The sequence below is a fragment of the Luteolibacter sp. Y139 genome, from assembly GCF_038066715.1.
Classification (GTDB): domain Bacteria; phylum Verrucomicrobiota; class Verrucomicrobiia; order Verrucomicrobiales; family Akkermansiaceae; genus Haloferula; species Haloferula soli.
In genome coordinates this window covers 15,029-30,391 of record NZ_JBBUKT010000011.1, presented here as the reverse complement: position 1 = coordinate 30,391, position 15,363 = coordinate 15,029, and the positions used below count along the sequence as shown (strand labels likewise).

The 15,363-nt window shown below is 62.6% G+C and carries 13 protein-coding genes; 7 read left to right on the top strand and 6 right to left on the bottom strand.

The genetic code is table 11. The features are described 5' to 3' along the window. Positions 1 to 57: 57 nt before the first annotated feature. Together WKV53_RS22655 and WKV53_RS22650 are read left to right on the top strand one after the other, a co-directional pair. Positions 58 to 561, top strand: coding sequence for an RNA recognition motif domain-containing protein (locus WKV53_RS22655; protein WP_341407099.1), 504 nt, complete (start codon positions 58 to 60; stop codon positions 559 to 561). Positions 562 to 707: 146 nt separating this feature from the next. Then, complete coding sequence (locus WKV53_RS22650) at positions 708 to 1,787, top strand: PIN/TRAM domain-containing protein (protein ID WP_341407098.1); 1,080 nt, start codon at positions 708 to 710, stop codon at positions 1,785 to 1,787. 203 nt (positions 1,788 to 1,990) lie between these two features. Here the strand turns inward: WKV53_RS22650 and WKV53_RS22645 are convergent, their stop codons facing one another. The 6 genes from WKV53_RS22645 to WKV53_RS22620 form a co-directional block, all read right to left on the bottom strand. Then, positions 1,991 to 3,652 carry a prenyltransferase/squalene oxidase repeat-containing protein gene (locus tag WKV53_RS22645; RefSeq protein ID WP_341407097.1) on the bottom strand — a complete coding sequence of 554 codons (1,662 nt, stop codon included), beginning with the start codon at positions 3,650 to 3,652 and terminating at the stop codon, positions 1,991 to 1,993. Positions 3,653 to 3,671: 19 nt separating this feature from the next. Next, positions 3,672 to 4,052, bottom strand: coding sequence for an ExbD/TolR family protein (locus tag WKV53_RS22640; RefSeq protein WP_341407096.1), 381 nt, complete (start codon positions 4,050 to 4,052; stop codon positions 3,672 to 3,674). An 82-nt stretch (positions 4,053 to 4,134) separates the two neighbouring features. Next, the gene (locus WKV53_RS22635; RefSeq protein WP_341407095.1) at positions 4,135 to 4,566 is read right to left on the bottom strand and encodes an ExbD/TolR family protein; all 432 of its coding nucleotides are present in this window, start codon (positions 4,564 to 4,566) and stop codon (positions 4,135 to 4,137) included. Positions 4,567 to 4,596: 30 nt separating this feature from the next. Further along, on the bottom strand, positions 4,597 to 5,436 hold the full coding sequence (locus tag WKV53_RS22630; RefSeq protein WP_341407094.1) for a MotA/TolQ/ExbB proton channel family protein: 840 nt from the start codon (positions 5,434 to 5,436) through the stop codon (positions 4,597 to 4,599). A 43-nt stretch (positions 5,437 to 5,479) separates the two neighbouring features. Beyond that, positions 5,480 to 6,346 (bottom strand): tetratricopeptide repeat protein, encoded by an 867-nt coding sequence (locus tag WKV53_RS22625; RefSeq protein ID WP_341407093.1) that lies wholly within the window; start codon positions 6,344 to 6,346, stop codon positions 5,480 to 5,482. Positions 6,347 to 6,365: 19 nt separating this feature from the next. Next, complete coding sequence (locus tag WKV53_RS22620; protein ID WP_341407092.1) at positions 6,366 to 9,134, bottom strand: tetratricopeptide repeat protein; 2,769 nt, start codon at positions 9,132 to 9,134, stop codon at positions 6,366 to 6,368. A gap of 443 nt (positions 9,135 to 9,577) precedes the next feature. Here WKV53_RS22620 and WKV53_RS22615 point away from each other — a divergent pair, with 443 nt between their 5' ends. The 5 genes from WKV53_RS22615 to WKV53_RS22595 all read left to right on the top strand — a co-directional run bounded on the left by WKV53_RS22615 (position 9,578) and on the right by WKV53_RS22595 (position 15,356). Further along, a complete protein-coding gene (locus tag WKV53_RS22615) occupies positions 9,578 to 10,243 on the top strand; it encodes a 3D domain-containing protein (protein WP_341407091.1) in 666 nt (221 codons plus the stop codon). A 10-nt stretch (positions 10,244 to 10,253) separates the two neighbouring features. Then, positions 10,254 to 10,892, top strand: coding sequence for an endonuclease III (gene nth / locus WKV53_RS22610; protein ID WP_341407090.1), 639 nt, complete (start codon positions 10,254 to 10,256; stop codon positions 10,890 to 10,892). A gap of 93 nt (positions 10,893 to 10,985) precedes the next feature. Further along, the gene (locus tag WKV53_RS22605) at positions 10,986 to 13,847 is read left to right on the top strand and encodes a tetratricopeptide repeat protein (RefSeq protein WP_341407089.1); all 2,862 of its coding nucleotides are present in this window, start codon (positions 10,986 to 10,988) and stop codon (positions 13,845 to 13,847) included. Continuing rightward, positions 13,844 to 14,743 carry a Mul1B family putative transporter subunit gene (locus WKV53_RS22600; protein ID WP_341407088.1) on the top strand — a complete coding sequence of 300 codons (900 nt, stop codon included), beginning with the start codon at positions 13,844 to 13,846 and terminating at the stop codon, positions 14,741 to 14,743. The genes WKV53_RS22605 and WKV53_RS22600 overlap by 4 nt, the downstream gene beginning before the upstream one ends. A 232-nt stretch (positions 14,744 to 14,975) precedes the next feature. Further along, positions 14,976 to 15,356: a hypothetical protein gene (locus WKV53_RS22595; RefSeq protein WP_341407087.1), complete on the top strand. Its 381-nt coding sequence runs from the start codon at positions 14,976 to 14,978 to the stop codon at positions 15,354 to 15,356. Positions 15,357 to 15,363 lie beyond the last annotated feature (7 nt).

Below are 15,363 nucleotides of genomic sequence, written 5' to 3'. Positions count from 1 at the left end.
CGTGGCGCCATTGGCTGTTGAAGTGGTTTGGATCAATTGGCGTAGCGACTACAGACAATGGACATCTACGTGGGCAATCTGCCCTTCACCGCCACCGAGGAAGAAGTGGCAGAACTCTTCGCCGCCTTTGGTCCGGTGGAGAAAGTTAAAATCGTCATGGACCGCGAAACCAATCGCCCCCGCGGCTTTTGCTTCGTGACCTTGGCGGACACCTCCAAGGCCAAGGAAGCGGCAGATGCCGTGAATGGCCAGGAGCTGGGCGGGCGCCCGCTACGTGTCAACCCGGCCGAGCCTCGCGAGAGCAAGCCCGGTGGCTTTGGTGGCGGCGGCGGTGGTGGTCGCGGTGGCTTCGGCGGTGATCGCCGGCCCGGCGGCGGTGGTGGTGGCGGTAAAGGCGGCTACGGCGGTGGTGGTGGTGGCGGCGGTAAAGGCGGCTACGGTGGCAAGGGTGGTGGCGGCGGGGGTGGTGGCTACGGCGACCGTCGCGGCGGCAAGGGCGGCGGTGGTGGCTACGGCGGCGGCAAAGGCGGCGGTGGCTACGGCGGCGGCGACGACTGGTAAACACCCGCACAAATCACATCTCGAAATTTCCCAAAGCCCTGCTCCGCAACCGGAGCGGGGCTTTTTTCGTGCCTACAAAGAGCCCCATGCATTCCGCCCTTGAGCTTGCGGCTTGATCGGGAATGCCGGATGCTTCGTGTCATCCCATGGCTCCCGCCTCCGTCAACATAGCTCGCGTACTCTATCTGCTAGTCTGTGCCGGTGCCGGATATGCCGTGGCCACCATCACCAAGGGAACCGCCCTTGAGGTATCGACATTTCAAGGGCTTTGCGGAGGGCTGTTTCTGGGCGGGATTTTCGTCTGGCTCGAGCTCCTCATCAAAAGGTTCAGCCTGCGCGCGTTTTCCACCGCCACCTTCGGCCTCCTCATCGGGGTGTTCTGTGCATGGCTGCTGACTCGGCTGCAGGTCTTCGACCTGGTAAACATCACACTCCGGGCACGCCTGAGCGCGGCGGAAGGCAACCCTGATATCGGGGCCGATGTTGCCTCCACCCTTGCCCTGAGCCTGAACCTGCTGCTCTACGCCACCCTGGGCTTCCTGGGATCGGTCGTCGCCCTCAGGAGCAGCCGGGATGACTTCGCCTTCATCATTCCCTACGTCCGCTTCCGCCAAGACAGCAGCACCGGCCAGCCGGTAGTGCTGGACGCCGAGTCGATCATGGATGCCCGGATCCCCGCCGTGGTTCGCTCGGGCTTTCTCAGCGGACGGCTGGTAGTACCTCGCTTCGTCCTCGATGAGATCCAGGTCCTCGCCAATTCGCCCACGCCGGCCAAGCGGCAGCGCGCCGAGCGCGGGCTCGCCTGCCTCGACCAGATGCGCGGGGGAAAGGACATGCAGGTCAGCATTGAGGATACCGCGGGCGTCTCGGCCGACGAGACCATGACCGGCCGCCTGCTTCAAGTCGCCCAGCTCCTCGGCGCACGCCTTCTCAGCACGGACGAGAATCTCTGCAAGGTCGCCAAACTCCGCGGCGTGGAAGTGCTCAATCTCGACGAGCTGCTCGATGCCCTCCGGCCATCCGTCACCGTCGGCGAAAAAGTCCGCCTCGCCCTCGTGCGCGGCGGCAAGGACGAGCACCAGGGTGTCGGCTACCTGCCGGACGGCACCATGATCGTGGTCAATCACGCCTCGCCGAAAATCGGCACCACCCAGGACGTGGTGGTCATCAGCACCCTCCAGACGAGCGGAGGCCAGATCCTCTTCGCAGAGTTGGCCGGAGCGTGATTTTTCCCACTGGGAGCCGGGATTCATCCCGCCCCTTGAGTCCGGGCACCGGGCCATCCAAACGGGATGAATCCCACGGTCCCAGTGGCCTCCGCCGAATTCCTCCTTTCCCGTAACCCTAGGGAACGGGAAAACGGGAAAAGAAAGAGGGGACCGGCTGGTCCCCTCTTCAGATGTAACAGATTATTGGATCGATGCCGCGCTCAGCGCAGGTCATCCAGCGCATCCAGGCCAGAACCGCGGCTCTTGGCACCGGCGGAAGTGGCGGGAAGGAAGCGGTAGTAAACTTCCAGCATCAGGGTGTTCAGGCACTGGAGGTAGATATCGCGCGAGGGTCCCGCGGCCTCGGTGCCACGGACGTGGACCAGGTTGTCATTGCGGGCGATCTTGGAATTCTCATTCCGGAACGATCCGTCCGAATTCTGGGCGGTCACGATGTCTTCAAGGATGGCCTTGTTCATCGCTTCCCACTCCTTGCCGCCGGCATTCCGCATCACCTGCACGGCGTAGTACCACGCGTAGAGGTCGCAGTTCGGGCCGTCATACTTCATGGTGTAGAGCGGGGCGAATTCAGCTTCCTTGACCTTGGCGTTCGGCTTCACGCGAAGTTCGAGGCCTTCCATGATCAGCTTCACGCCGTTGCGGGCCGGAGTGGAGCCGGCCTTCTCCCACTGCTGGAGGCAGAGGGTGCCGACCGCGGTCATGCCGACGCGCGCGTCCTTGTTGACGTAGGCGAATTTGCCATCTCCCAAGTGGGCCTCATCGCCGAGCCAGCTGACCGCCTTGCGGATGACCTTGTCGAAGTCGTCGAGCTTCACGCCGGAAGCGTGGGCCGCCTTGAGCGCCTGCATCTGCCAGCCGGTGACCGAGAGGTCATTGCGGTCGGTGGACCGGTAGTGATAGTCCCAGCCGCCCTTTTCGTTCTGGCCCGCCACGATCAGCGTCGCCGCCTTCTTCACGCACTCCTCGAGGTTCGGAATGGGATACTGGAGGCCGCGGGAAAAGGTCAGGGCCTCGGAAAGCGCATAGGTGCCGATCGCGTGCTCATACACCCACCCGTTCTGGTCGAATGCCGTAGCCAGCTTGCCATCGTTCTTCATCGAGATGTCGATGAGATAGGCGATGCCGCGGCTGACATTGTCGCCGTATTCCTTGGACTGGGTATTCTCGCAGTGGCCGAGGTAGCAGAGCAGCGTGAGGCCGGTCATGGCGACCCTGTTGGAATTGCCCCACGAGCCGTCGGGGTTCTGCTTGGTCTTGAGCCAGGCGAGCGAGTTCTTCACGCCAGCTTCCACGTTCGGGGTGCCGCCAGCCTCGCGCAGCATGGAGAGCCGCTCACTGTCCGTGCAGCGGCCTTTCATGATGGTCGGGATCAGCGCGCCGATGCCGAGGCCGCCGGCTCCCATGCCCTTGCCCGGGCCATTGCCAGAGCCGATGCCCGTGCCATTGCCGGTGCCGCGGCCACCGCCGGTGCCACCGCCTTCGCCGGCTTCCGCCATGCCCACGTCCATCGGCAAGCCGGGATCCATGAGCTCATTGGAAGAATCGGGAATCGTGAAGGACGCATTCGTGGACGTGGACGAGATCCGGCGGGATGCGGCCGGACTGGTCATCATCCGCTTCTGCTGCTGGATCTTGTGGGCGACTTCGCCGCCCTTGCCGCCGCCACCACCGCCACCGGGGAGGAAGTCGACTTTTTCCTGCGGCGGATCGACCCACTTCACGAAGTAAAAGATCGCGAGGGCGATGAAAACAAGGTGCACCAGCACCGAGATCGAGAAGGCGCCAAGACCCATGCGGCGGATCATGCGCTTCATCTTGCTCTCCTCGTGCACTTCCGGTGCCGGTTGGTAATCGTCGTACATGGACGGCTCGTGGTGAGGGTTATTGGGGCGGCACTTCGAAGGTCACGTTCTCGATCCGGGCCACCGCGAGTGCGTTGAGCACGTCGATCACCCGCTGATACGGCGCCATTTCGTCCGCCATAATGCTTACAACGACCTTCGTGTCGGTTGCCTTAGAGGATTCTGCCAGACGGACCATGGTGGCCGCCAGGTTCTTGAGCCCCGCATCGCCGGGCTCGCCGACCGGGTCGTCATTGAGCAAGACGTCGCCGGTCTCCATGATGTGGACCTGGGTCTCTTCGATCGCAATCGGGGTACCCGGAATCGACCCTGGCAGCTTCAGGTTGAGTTCGTTTTCAACCTGCTGCTGACCCGCCATCACCATGAAGAAGAGCATGATCACGAAGACCACGTCGATCATGGGCGCAATTTGGAAGCCGAGGTGAATCTCCCCGCTCCCTTCGCGACCGCGTTTTGTCTTTTTCATTGCTACCTCAGGTCAGTCATTTGCGGTTCGTACCGGAAAGCGAGATGTCATCGATACCCGCCGCGGCGAGCTGCTCGATGACCTTCTGGATTTCCACGGCAGGCGTCTCCGCGTCGCCGCGGATGATCATCTTCAGCTTCGGATTCGCTTCCTTCGCCGGCTGGACGTGTTCCACGAGTTGCTCGACCGGGTCACAGACGATCGCACCGTAGCGGACTTGGGCCTTCCCGAGGGCGGTGTCCCAGTCCACGTTGACGATCACCTGGTTCTTGACGTCGTTGTCGCGCTTTTTCGCCTCGGTGGCGACCGGCAGCGCGATCGATTTGTCGATCTTCAGTACCTGCTCCGTGGTGATGCTCATGAAGAAAATGAGCAGCACCAGAAGCACGTCGATCATCGGCGCGACCTGGAATTCCGGGTCGCTTCCGTTTCCGCCTGCGCTTGCCATGGGGTTTTAGAAGTTGGGGGCGGTAGAAGATTACTGCGAAACAGCGTCTTCGCCAAGCCAGTTTGGCAGGGCGGCGTAGGTGACTTCCTCGCCGATCTCCAGACCGTGGAAGTGCTCGTACGGCATGTTGCGGAACAGGCTCATCACCTTGTCCTCGAGGTCGTGCATCTTGGCCAGCAGGCGGTTGCGCAGGACGTAGAAGAACATGAAGGCCGGGATAGCGATGAACAGGCCGGACGCGGTGGCGACAAGCACCTCACCGATGTGGCCGGACAGCGCCGCGGTGTCACCCGCGCCGGAGGTACCGAGGGCGGCGAAGGCGCCCATCATGCCGACGACCGTGCCGAGCAGACCGATCATGGGCGTACAAACACCGATAACCGAAAGGTAGTTGATCTTGTTCTGAAGGCGGGAGTTCTCGCGGCCGAGTTCCACCAGCAGGGCTTCCTCGGTCTGGTCCTTGCCCTTGCCGACGTAGGAAAGGCCATACTTCACGATGTTGTTGTAGGCGCACGGAGTGGCCTTCATCACCTGGTAGGCATTCACGTAGTCGCCCGCCATGAAGAGTTGCTGGGCCTTTTCCACTTCCTCATCCGGTGCGAGCTTCTTGTCGGAAGTGCGCAGGTAGATGTCCACGACCAGGTAGATCGTGAAGAGCGAGCAAATGCCGATCGGCCACATCACGATGCCGCCCTGCTTGATGTTATCCATCAGGGACTTCTTCTGAGGGCCGTGTGCACCCTCGGCAGCCGGGGTTTCGGCAGCCATGGAAGTCTCAACGAGGGAACCGGCAAACAGGATCACGGCCCCGGCAAGAAGGACGACCCGGAAAGCTCCGGACAAGCGATTGAAGAGGGAACGAATATTCATGGATCTTTCGGGGCGAATGCTCAGTTGGAGTTTTCTTCGGGGCTTATTTGGAAGCCGGGGCAGCAGCGGTTTTTTTCGGTTCGAGCTTGGACTGTTCGGACTGGATGGCAGGGGCGTAGGGAGAGGCAACGTGGTCGTCGAGGTAATCTTTGAGCAGTTTCACGCCATCTTGTGGCCTTCCGATCTGCTGCATGCCGCGGGCGGCGTAAATGGTACCACGAAGGGCAAGATCGCGCTCGGCGGGATTGAAGACCGCGACGCGGAGCCAGGCCTTGATCGCCTCGTCCATCTTGCCATGGGCGGCGTTGGTGTTGCCGATCTCGAGCCAGGCGCGGGCCGAAATCCACGGATCCGTGCTGCGCTTGGCCAGCGCTTGCAGCGAGCTGATCTTGCTCTCGGGGTTGTCACCGGCTGCCACGATCGCCTTGAAATCATTCAGCATGGTGAGCGTGGACTCGGGCAGGCCCTCGAGCTCCGAAGCGGAGGCAAGGGCGGCGGCGGCCCTGGTGTCCCCCTTGGAAGCCAGCGCGTCCATGCGCAGCATCCGCGCGCGGTGCCACCAGGCGCCGGGAACCTCGCGGTAGGGCTTCAGCTCTTCCTCGATCCGGGTCAGCGCGGCGATCGCGGCGAGGAACTTGTCCGTGGCGATCTGGCCGCGGGCTTCAGCCAGCTCCGGAGGTTCGCGCAGGATGGCCTGCTCGACCTCGGAAGCCTTGAAATCCATTTTTGTGGCCGAGGCACCCGTCACCACCGTGGCGGTGAATCCATTGGCCGAGGGCTTCACCGTGTCGGCGGGAATCCGGCGACCGGTGCGGAGCACGAATTCTTCTTCAGCTTGCGCGTGGACGACAGCGGGAAGCAGGGCGAGCAGAGAAGCGGCGAGAACAAGCCGGGGTTTTGAAAACGGCATTGGGGCGGGTGTTTTTAAATTACTTTGACTCTGTGTCCGAGCCAACGGAGAGGCGCGCCTTCTTGGCCTCTGGGGAATCGGGATACTTGCGGATCAGCTCCTGGAGAGTCGCCTTGTACTCATCCTGCTTGCCATCCATGCGCAGCATGTCGGCGGCGCGGACGTAGGACTTGATGGCATATTGGGGATAGGCTCCGTGAGACAGGTAGACGCGTTGGAAGTAGGCGTGGGCACCGGCCTTGTTCCCGGATTCGGACTCGATCTCGCCGAGTTCGTAGTTCGCGCCCGCCAGTTCGATCCCGCGCCAACCCTTGGTCGTGAGGATTTGTTCGAAGAGCTTCTTGGCGTCTTCCCGCTGCTTCAGCGCCCGCAGCGCCTGCGCCTTCCCGAAGGTCGCTTCCTTCAAGGTACTGTCGCCGGAAGCGCGGTTGATCGCGATGTCGAACTGCTTGGCCGCGTCCTGATATTCCTTCTGGGCCAGCGCAATCTTGCCGAGACCGACCGGTGCCGCGTCCGAGTACGGCGAATCCGGGAACGCATCCCGCAAGCGCTCGTAAAGCGGCGTCGCCTTGTCGTATTCGCCCTTGTCGAAGAGATACTGGCCCACCATCGACAGCAGCACCGGGCCGAGGTCGTTGGAGCTGGCCGTGTTCGCGATGGCACCGAGGCTGCGTTCGGCGCGGGCCTTGTCCCCCATCTGGCGGGCCAGCTCGGACTTGGCGAAGAGCACGCGGGCGACATAGGCCGGCGTCTTGTCATCCTCGGGAATCTCAAGGTCGCCCACCAGTTCACCTTCGAGTGCCTCGATGTCCGGCTTCGGCGCGTCCTTCTTCACGGAGCGCGGCGGGACGTGCATGCCGGCCAGCTGGCTGATCAGCATTTCGACATACTCGGAGCGTGGATTCTGGATGTCCTTGAGAATGTGCTCCGAGAGCATCTTGCGGGCTTCCACCTTCTTGTTGGCGCGCTGCAGCAGCTTCGAGAGCTCGGAGACACCGCGAAGGGTCATCGGGTGGTCCGGATTGTCTGCCAGGAACTTCTTCCAGAGGGCCTCAAGATCGTCCCACCGCCGGGCACCCCGCAGGATGTTGGTGGCTTGCTCGAGCGCATATTCGAGGACGCTGCGGTCACCATTCGCCGTTTCCACGGCCAGCTTGAACTGGGTACCGGCATTGTCGTTGTCCCCGCTGTTCTGGTAGGCGTCGCCCAACAGCGTGTGGATCTGGCCGAGGAAACTCTTCGCGGTCTCGTCCTGCAAAAGCGCCAGCATCGACGGGATCAGCGTCTTGTAGTCCTTCAGCGCCAGCTGGATGATCCCGCGGCGGTAGCGGATGTCAGCGAGGAAATCCCCGTTCGGGAAGTTCTTTTCGTACGAGTCGAAGGCCGAGACCGTCTCCTGATACTTGTTGCGGAGAAAGTCGCAAAGGGCACGGCGGTAAACGTATTCCTCGAATTCCGGCGAGCCGCCGAAGTCCTTCATCAGCTGGTCGTATTCCGTCGCCGCCTGGTCGTATTGGCCACCCTCGAAGCGCGCATTCGCGCGGAAGGTCATCATCTTCTGCTTGATCGGCGAATTCGGGTTCTTGTCGATGAACGCCGTGAGGAAGGACACCGCCTCATCAAACTTGCGGGTCTTGAGGAGCAGCGTGGCTTTCAGCTCCGCGACGGTTTCGACCTGCTTGCCCTCCGGATGGTTGTCCAGATAGCGGCTGGCCAGCACCCCGGCCGCATCGAGGCGCTCGAGACGCCACTGGGAAATCATCGCACCGAACAGCGCCGTAGCAGCGTCGTCGGACTTCGGGTTCTCATCCGCGACGGTCTCGAAGGCGACGGAGGAGGGCCAGAAGCGCTCCATGTTGAAATAGCAGCGGCCGATCCGGTACTGGACGGTCGCGTCGTAGGTGTCCAAGTTGCGAAGTTCGCCAAGCACCTTCTCGGTGTTCTCGATCATGCCACCGAGGGTGGCCACGTTTTCCTCGATGTTCCGCGGCAGGGGCCGGTTCGCCTTCTTGTCGGCGGCGATGCGCTTCTCCAGCTCATCCTTGCGCTTCTTCGACTGCGCGAGGCGGTCGACCTGGATGGCGATCACCTGATTGCGCGGGCGGGCGCTCGAGTAGGCCTCCAGTGCATCGGAGTAGGCCTTGGCCTCCAGCTGGAGATCGCCGATTTTCACAAAGCGGTTGTTCACCACCACGATCACGTCCGGATAGCCGGGATTGCGCTCCAGATCCTCTAGCAGCTTCGTGGCTTCCGGCAGCTTGCCGCCGTCGATGTAGAGGTCCACCAGCTGGATCGCGGCGCGCAGCAGGCTCACGCCGGAGGACTTGCCAGCCATCGCGTTTTTCAGCGTCTGGGCGGCCTTGTCCATGTCGCCCTTCTTGATGTAGGCGTCGGCAGCCGCGAAACGTGCCTCTTCGGCGAATTCCGGCTTCTCGGAAGCCTTGGCGAGGTGCGTCAGCGCCTCGTCCGTCTTGCCGTCGATCTGGAGCAGCGCCCGGCCCAGGGTCAGGTGGACTTCCGGAGCGAACTCGCTCTCCGCATACTTTTTCAGGTAGAGCTCGAAGGTGGTCGCCGACTCCTGGTAGTTGAGATTGAAGAAGTAAGCGTAGCCAAGGGTGTAAAGAACGCCTCCCGGGGCATCGTTCGGCTTGGCCTTGACGATCGAAGAGAGGTTCTCAATGGCGACCTGCCAATTCTTCGCCTTGTAGGCTTCCATCCCCGCCGTCTGCGCCTTGTTCAAATCCACCTGAGCCGAAACCGTCAGCGAGCACAGTGGAAACAGGGCCACCAAAAGTGATTTCGAAACCCCATTTCGGGGGAAAAGAGAGGGCACACGCACGTCAAGCGATTGGCATCGCGATCTCCGGGCGTCAACGCGAAACCCTTGGTAAAACCACCAAGGATCATTTCCTGTCTCTTACGCGGGTCAAACCGCTGGAACTTTCTGCAATTCTAGCATCTCCGGTGCCATCACAATGTCGGGACAAACCCGTCACCGGCAGTTTTGGGGCTTCTGTCGGACAGTTCCGCCGCAACCTCCACAGACCCCTTCGGGTTCAATGACCTCCGCCCGGGGCCCGACAGCCCGAATCGATCAACTTGGCACGGCAATCGCTCCGACGCCAAAACTAACAGCGAAAAATTGGGTTGCCGCCCCTAACTCCGATCCGTAAAACGTGGAGTCTCAAATAGCGCGATTCCTTAAATATCAATCTCGCCAAACCAAATAGCATGACTTTCCGACTCGCTTCCGCCGCCGCATTGCTCGCCCTGCTGTTCTCCAGCTGCGCCTCGGATTCCAACCTGACGGTCCTGTCCAAGTCCCGCTCCTACTCGTCCATGTCTTCGGGTAGCTACTTCGGCAAAGCTGAAGTCTTCACCACGGCCCAGCCATCGCCCGCTCTCTTCCAGCAGGCCGCCGGCAAGCCGAAGGACAAGCACGGCATGGCCTTCTACAAGCCCTCCGAGCGCAACCGTCTGGTCCGCACCACGGCCTACACGCAGTCCGAGTCCGATCACCTCCAATACGGCTCGCAGAACGCCACCGGCACCCAGCTCCGCTACACCGATCGCGTCCGCAGCGCCGCCGCTGACTGGGCCGTCTATCCGGTCGGCACCGTTTTCCGCATCAAGGGCATGCAGCAGCTCTTCGTAGTCGATGACTACGGCTCGGCTCTCACCGGCACCAATACCGTCGACATCTACACCCCGAACAAGGACTACATGGCCGCCTGGGGTCGCCGCAACGTGGAGCTGACCGTGGTTCAATGGGGCTCTTACACCCGTAGCGCCGAGATTCTTGCGAAGCGCACCCAGTATCCTCACTGCGCGCAGATGTACACGGCGATCAATCGCATGATGTCCAGCGCAAGCACGGCCTCGACCGCCTCGCGCTAATCTGCCGGACATGACCCGCGCCGAACGGGCCGCCCATGTGGACCGGCGGCTGGAGGAGCTCTATCCGGAAACGCCGATCCCGCTCGATCACCGGGATCCCTTCACCCTGCTCGTCGCCGTGCTGCTGTCCGCGCAGTGCACCGACGCGCGGGTGAATACGGTCACCCCCGCCCTCTTCAAGCTGGCCGACACGCCGGCGAAGATGGCGAAGGTGCCAGTCGAGAAGATCAAGGAGATCATCCGCCCCTGCGGTCTCTCGCCGCGGAAGTCGCAGGCGATCCGCGATCTTTCGCAGATCCTCGTGGAAAAGCATGGCGGCGAAGTGCCCGCCGACTTCGAGGCGCTGGAAGAACTGCCCGGCGTGGGCCACAAAACCGCCTCGGTGGTGATGGCGCAGGCCTTCGGCGTGCCGGCCTTCCCGGTCGATACCCACATCCACCGGCTGGCGAAACGCTGGAAGCTCAGCGAGGGCCGCAATGTCGAACAGGTCGAGCGCGACTTGAAAAAGCTCTTTCCCCGCGACCGTTGGAATGCCCTCCACCTGCGCATCATCTTCTGCGGACGCGAGCACTGCTCCGCCCGCGGCTGCGATGGCAAAAGCTGCCTGATGTGCCGGGAACTCTTCCCGCCACGAACGAAACCGGACTGATCCGGAGGAATCCGGGCTGAAATTCCTTGCGGGGAAGAGACCCCTTCCCAGAACCTCGCAGCCATACGCGTGGCGATTACTTCCATCGTGCCGGTGCCCCGGAAAGCCATCGCCTTGCTGCTGGCGACCGCGCCGCTATTGCCCGCCCAGCAAGCGCCCGCCCCTGCTCCGGCGGCGGCTGCCGCCGAGGTCTCCGATCTCACCACCAAGGCACTTGCCGAAATGGAAGCCGACCACTGGGAGGAAGCCCTCAAGCTCCTCACCGGCTGCGTGGCCCAGCACGATGCCAAGGCTCTCGAACTCTACGGCCCGTCCTTCGGCGTAACCTGGTACCGCAAGGGCATCTGCGAACTCCGCCTCAAGCGCTGGGATGACGCCGCCAAGTCCTTCGAAATTTGCTACAACAAGTACCCGAACCCGCGCGGCAATGGCACCGCCGACAGCGGCAACCTCTACAACAAGCGCGCCCTGCTGCGCTGGGGTGAAGCCGCCCAAGGCGCGGCCAAGTACGAGGAAGCGATCCGCCTCTTCAACAAGTTCATGGAGGAGCGTGACAAGACGCGCGATGACGAGTTCAACCCCGGCTCGCATTACCTCAATCTCGCCATCTGCCACTTCCGCCTCGGCGACCTTGCCGAAGGCTTGGAATCGCTCGAAACCGTCCTCCAGAACAAGCCGCGCTTCCGCGCCCCCGACAGCGGGATCATCGCCGCCTTCCAAGCCTTCGTCGAAGCATCCATCGCCAAGCGCGACGAGAAGCCGCTGCTCTCGTTCCTCGAGCGCTATCGCTCCGGAATCATCCTCGAGCCCTTCGAGATGGAGCCGTATGGCGGCCTGTTCTTGAAGCTCGCCTCCGATGCGATGGCGGCGGACATGGACGGCGCGGCGCTGGTCCTCTGCCAGGTTGTCCCGCCGAGCGACGTGATGTCGGCGGACCTGAGGTCGCGGCTTGAGAGGCTTGGCAATCGCACCGAGGTCAAGGAGCTCACCCGCACCGTAAGCAAGGTGAAGTTGCAGGCTTCACTCGACGCCCTTTCGAAGCAGCGGACCGATGGTGAACCGCTCGAAGTCGCCCAACTCGGCCTGATCGCGGTGATCCACGAGAAGCGCGGGAACACCCGCGGGGCGCTCGCGTCCTACCGCCAGCTCGAAGAATACTATCCGAAGACCGCGAAGCGCGAGGACCACCTATTCCATCTGGTCCGCACCACCGCCGCGGTCGGCGATCCAGTCAGTGAATGCGGGGAGCTTTTCCTCAAGGATTTCCCGAACTCGAAGCACCTGCCCGCGGTGCGGCGCTTGCTGCTTTCGTCGCTGTTCCAAGCCGGCGACTACGAGAACTCGGTGCGCGTCGCCGGCGAGCTGTTGCCAAAGCTCACCGAGGGCTCTCCCGAGCACGATCAGGCACTCTTCGTCCTCGCGGCCAGCCACTACCATCTCGGCCACCACGACCAAGCCCGGCCGCTCCTGGACAAGCACGTCGAGAAGTATCCGAAGAGCGCCCAACATCAGGCTGCCTGCTATTTCCAGGCATCCGCCCGTGCCCGCCTGCGGCAGTGGCCGGAGGCAGCCGAGGCGCTCGACAAGTTCCTCGCGGACGACCCCGGCCCCTACCTGCCCTTCGCGCTCTATGACCGCGCGTCCTGCCATCTCGCGCAGGATCAACAGGTGGAGGCCTTCGAAAAACTCAGCCGCCTGGAGAAGGAGTTTCCCGAGACCGAGGCGCTCGATGCGGCGCTCGTCCTGAAAGGCCGCATCCTCGAACGCGACGGGAAGACGGACGATGCCGTGGCCGCTTACAAGAAGGCGCTCGATGCCTCGGAGCACCGCGAGCATGCCGAGGTGGCCACCGAAGCGCTCTGCCAGCTCGTCACCTTGATCGGGGCGAAGCCCGAGGCGGCCACCTACGCCGACCGCTTTTGGAAAGCCTACGCCACCTCACCGCTGCGTCTGCGCATGGCCGTCGCCCAGATCGATGCCCTGACCGCAGCCGGTCGCGACGAGGAAGCGCTCGCCCGCCTGCGGGAATGCATCACGCCCACCGAGGTGCCCGGCTTGCAAGAGGCGATCGATCACTATGCCGCGGCCTATGCCGCCAAGCACGGGCTTGAGGAACTCCAGCAGCACTTCAGCACTTTCCCCGGCTTCGATCCCGCGAACAAGGCGGCCAGCGCCCGCCTCAGGATCGCCCTGATCGGCGAGGCTGAGAAGCAGACCGGCGAACCCGCCGCAGCCCGGGTCAAGGCGCTCTATCAGGAGCTCAAGAGCGGCTTCGCTCCGGCCGACCTCTCCGCCGCCACTCTCGTCCGGCTCGGTGACCACCTGCGTCTCAAAACCTCCGCGCCGCGCCAGGCGTTGCCTTATTACGAGGAAGCACTCGCCCGGCCGGACACCTCGCTGCATGTGGCTGCCCGCTTCGGTCGCGCCGCGGTTCTTGCCACCGGCAGCGCGGAGGAAAAGGCCCGCGCCATCGATGACTTCAAGCACGTCGCCAACGATGCCAGCGACGAAGCCGTGAAAGACCTCGCCCGCTATCGCATCGCCGAAACCCAGCTCGCCGCCGGTGACGCCGGACAAGCAGCCGAGACCGCCCGCCAGTATCTCGCACTGGAAGGCGCACGGCTCGCCCCCGAAGCCAACCTTCTACTAGGAGAGTCGTACGAAGCACTCGGCAAGCCCGCTGAAGCCCTCGCTTCCTATCGTGACGTCTGGAGCACGTGGCAGGACACGATTCGCATCTCCGCCCCTGCCATGCTCGCGTGGCTGGAGCTTTCCGTGAAGCAAGCCAAGCCCGCCGACGCCCTGCGCGAGCCGGCGATGAACTACCTCATCCGCACCAAGCCCGCCCTCGGCAACTCGAGTGAAGCCGAGAAGGCCTCATGGCAGGAAGTCGAAGCGCGCGTTGCCACTCTCGGCTCGCCAGCCCCGCCACCCGCCAAGGAGGAAAAGCCATGAAGCGTTCTCTCCTTCTCATGGCCTTGCTCACCGCTACTGCTGCCGCGCAGCAAGCGGCGGAGGCATTCCTCATCGACGCCACCGGTGACAGCGAGCGCGTGTGGATCACCACCGCCGATCACGATAAGATTCGTTATCAAAAGCAGGAACAAGGCGGCGACTCCACGGAAGCATCTGTTTCCGGTATCGCGTCCATTTATCTTCTCGAACCGGCCGCTTTGAGCGAAGCACTCGATCTATTCCAGGCCCGCCAATACGCCGCCGCGAAGACAAAGTTCGCCGCGATCAAAACCGCTTATCAAGCGCTCCGGACGCTGCCCGACAACCCTTCCACGATTGCCGGTTATTTCGAAATGGAATGCCTGCGCAAGAGTGGTGACCTCGCGGGCCTCGCGAAGACACTCGAAGCCTTCGACAAAAGCGGCCTCACGCGGAGCAACCAACTTCGCCAGCTCGATCTCTATGCGTTGTGGGATGCCGCCCGCCTCAAGGACTGGCCGCGCCTGAAGGATCTCGCCACCGCACAGCTCAAGGAACGCCTCCCCGGCGGCCAACGCGCCCAAGTCGCGTGGTGCCTCGGCCTAGCCAACGAATCGCAAGGCAAGCCACGCGAAGCCATCGACTTCTATCAGACTGCCATCACTGCCGACGGCGGCGCATCCGAAGACCTCGCACGCGACGCCGCACTGCGTGTGATGCGTCTTCATCAAAAGGATCCCGAGGTGAAGGCCGCCATGAAGCAATGGGGCACGCCTTCCGACGATCCGCAATCAGACGGTCATCTGCGTCTCGCTGAAGCTGCTGCCCTTGCGGACTTGTGGGAGTTGACCTTGGGAGGCAGCACGCCACTGCCCGCGGAGCAAAAGGAGTTGCTGAAGTTCCGCGCGAAGCGTTGATTCAACGCGTCACTTAGCGATGCGATTCGTGCGCTCTAACAAAGCACTTGTGAGTGTGTCTCATGCTGTCTGACATCCATAACAAACGCTGTTGATATCCGGAATCGTGAATGTTTTTTACGATTTCGTTGAAAGATCGGGATTCATGTTCATCGGGGGTTTTATGATAAAATCGGGTCGTTGGCGCGTAACATGCGACGCCCAACAGGGGTTCACCTTCCCAACACCACCCATGAACACACGACACGAAACACCGATTCCCGACAGCACGACGCTGAAGCCGGAGTTGCACATGCGAGACACTTGGGATGCCAAGGCCGTCTCCGAATTGATCCGATCGAAGTGCAGGTTCGGCGAGACGCCGGCCTTCCTCTTCGTCGGCAAGAAGGAAGCATCGCTGCTTCGCGAACACTTGGCCGAAGCCTTCGGCACCGAGTCCGTGACCACGCTCCACCAGACCTATTACATGGGCTTGGAAGTCGTGGAAATTGCCAGCGATAACTTCCTGTTCACTGCGGGCCGCAAGGCCATCCGCACCCTGCAGGATCCGATCTCACGCCGCCCCGAATGGCGCGACCGCGAGACCGAGGCCATGTGGTCACTGCGGATCTGAGCTGCTC

Coding starts and splice junctions, on each gene's coding strand:
- WKV53_RS22655 (WP_341407099.1), top strand. CDS start 58: ATGGACATCTACGTGGGCAATCTGCCCTTCACCGCCACCGAGGAAGAA.
- WKV53_RS22650 (WP_341407098.1), top strand. CDS start 708: ATGGCTCCCGCCTCCGTCAACATAGCTCGCGTACTCTATCTGCTAGTC.
- WKV53_RS22645 (WP_341407097.1), bottom strand. CDS start 3,652: ATGTACGACGATTACCAACCGGCACCGGAAGTGCACGAGGAGAGCAAG.
- WKV53_RS22640 (WP_341407096.1), bottom strand. CDS start 4,052: ATGATCGACGTGGTCTTCGTGATCATGCTCTTCTTCATGGTGATGGCG.
- WKV53_RS22635 (WP_341407095.1), bottom strand. CDS start 4,566: ATGGCAAGCGCAGGCGGAAACGGAAGCGACCCGGAATTCCAGGTCGCG.
- WKV53_RS22630 (WP_341407094.1), bottom strand. CDS start 5,436: ATGAATATTCGTTCCCTCTTCAATCGCTTGTCCGGAGCTTTCCGGGTC.
- WKV53_RS22625 (WP_341407093.1), bottom strand. CDS start 6,346: ATGCCGTTTTCAAAACCCCGGCTTGTTCTCGCCGCTTCTCTGCTCGCC.
- WKV53_RS22615 (WP_341407091.1), top strand. CDS start 9,578: ATGACTTTCCGACTCGCTTCCGCCGCCGCATTGCTCGCCCTGCTGTTC.
- nth (WP_341407090.1), top strand. CDS start 10,254: ATGACCCGCGCCGAACGGGCCGCCCATGTGGACCGGCGGCTGGAGGAG.
- WKV53_RS22600 (WP_341407088.1), top strand. CDS start 13,844: ATGAAGCGTTCTCTCCTTCTCATGGCCTTGCTCACCGCTACTGCTGCC.
- WKV53_RS22595 (WP_341407087.1), top strand. CDS start 14,976: ATGAACACACGACACGAAACACCGATTCCCGACAGCACGACGCTGAAG.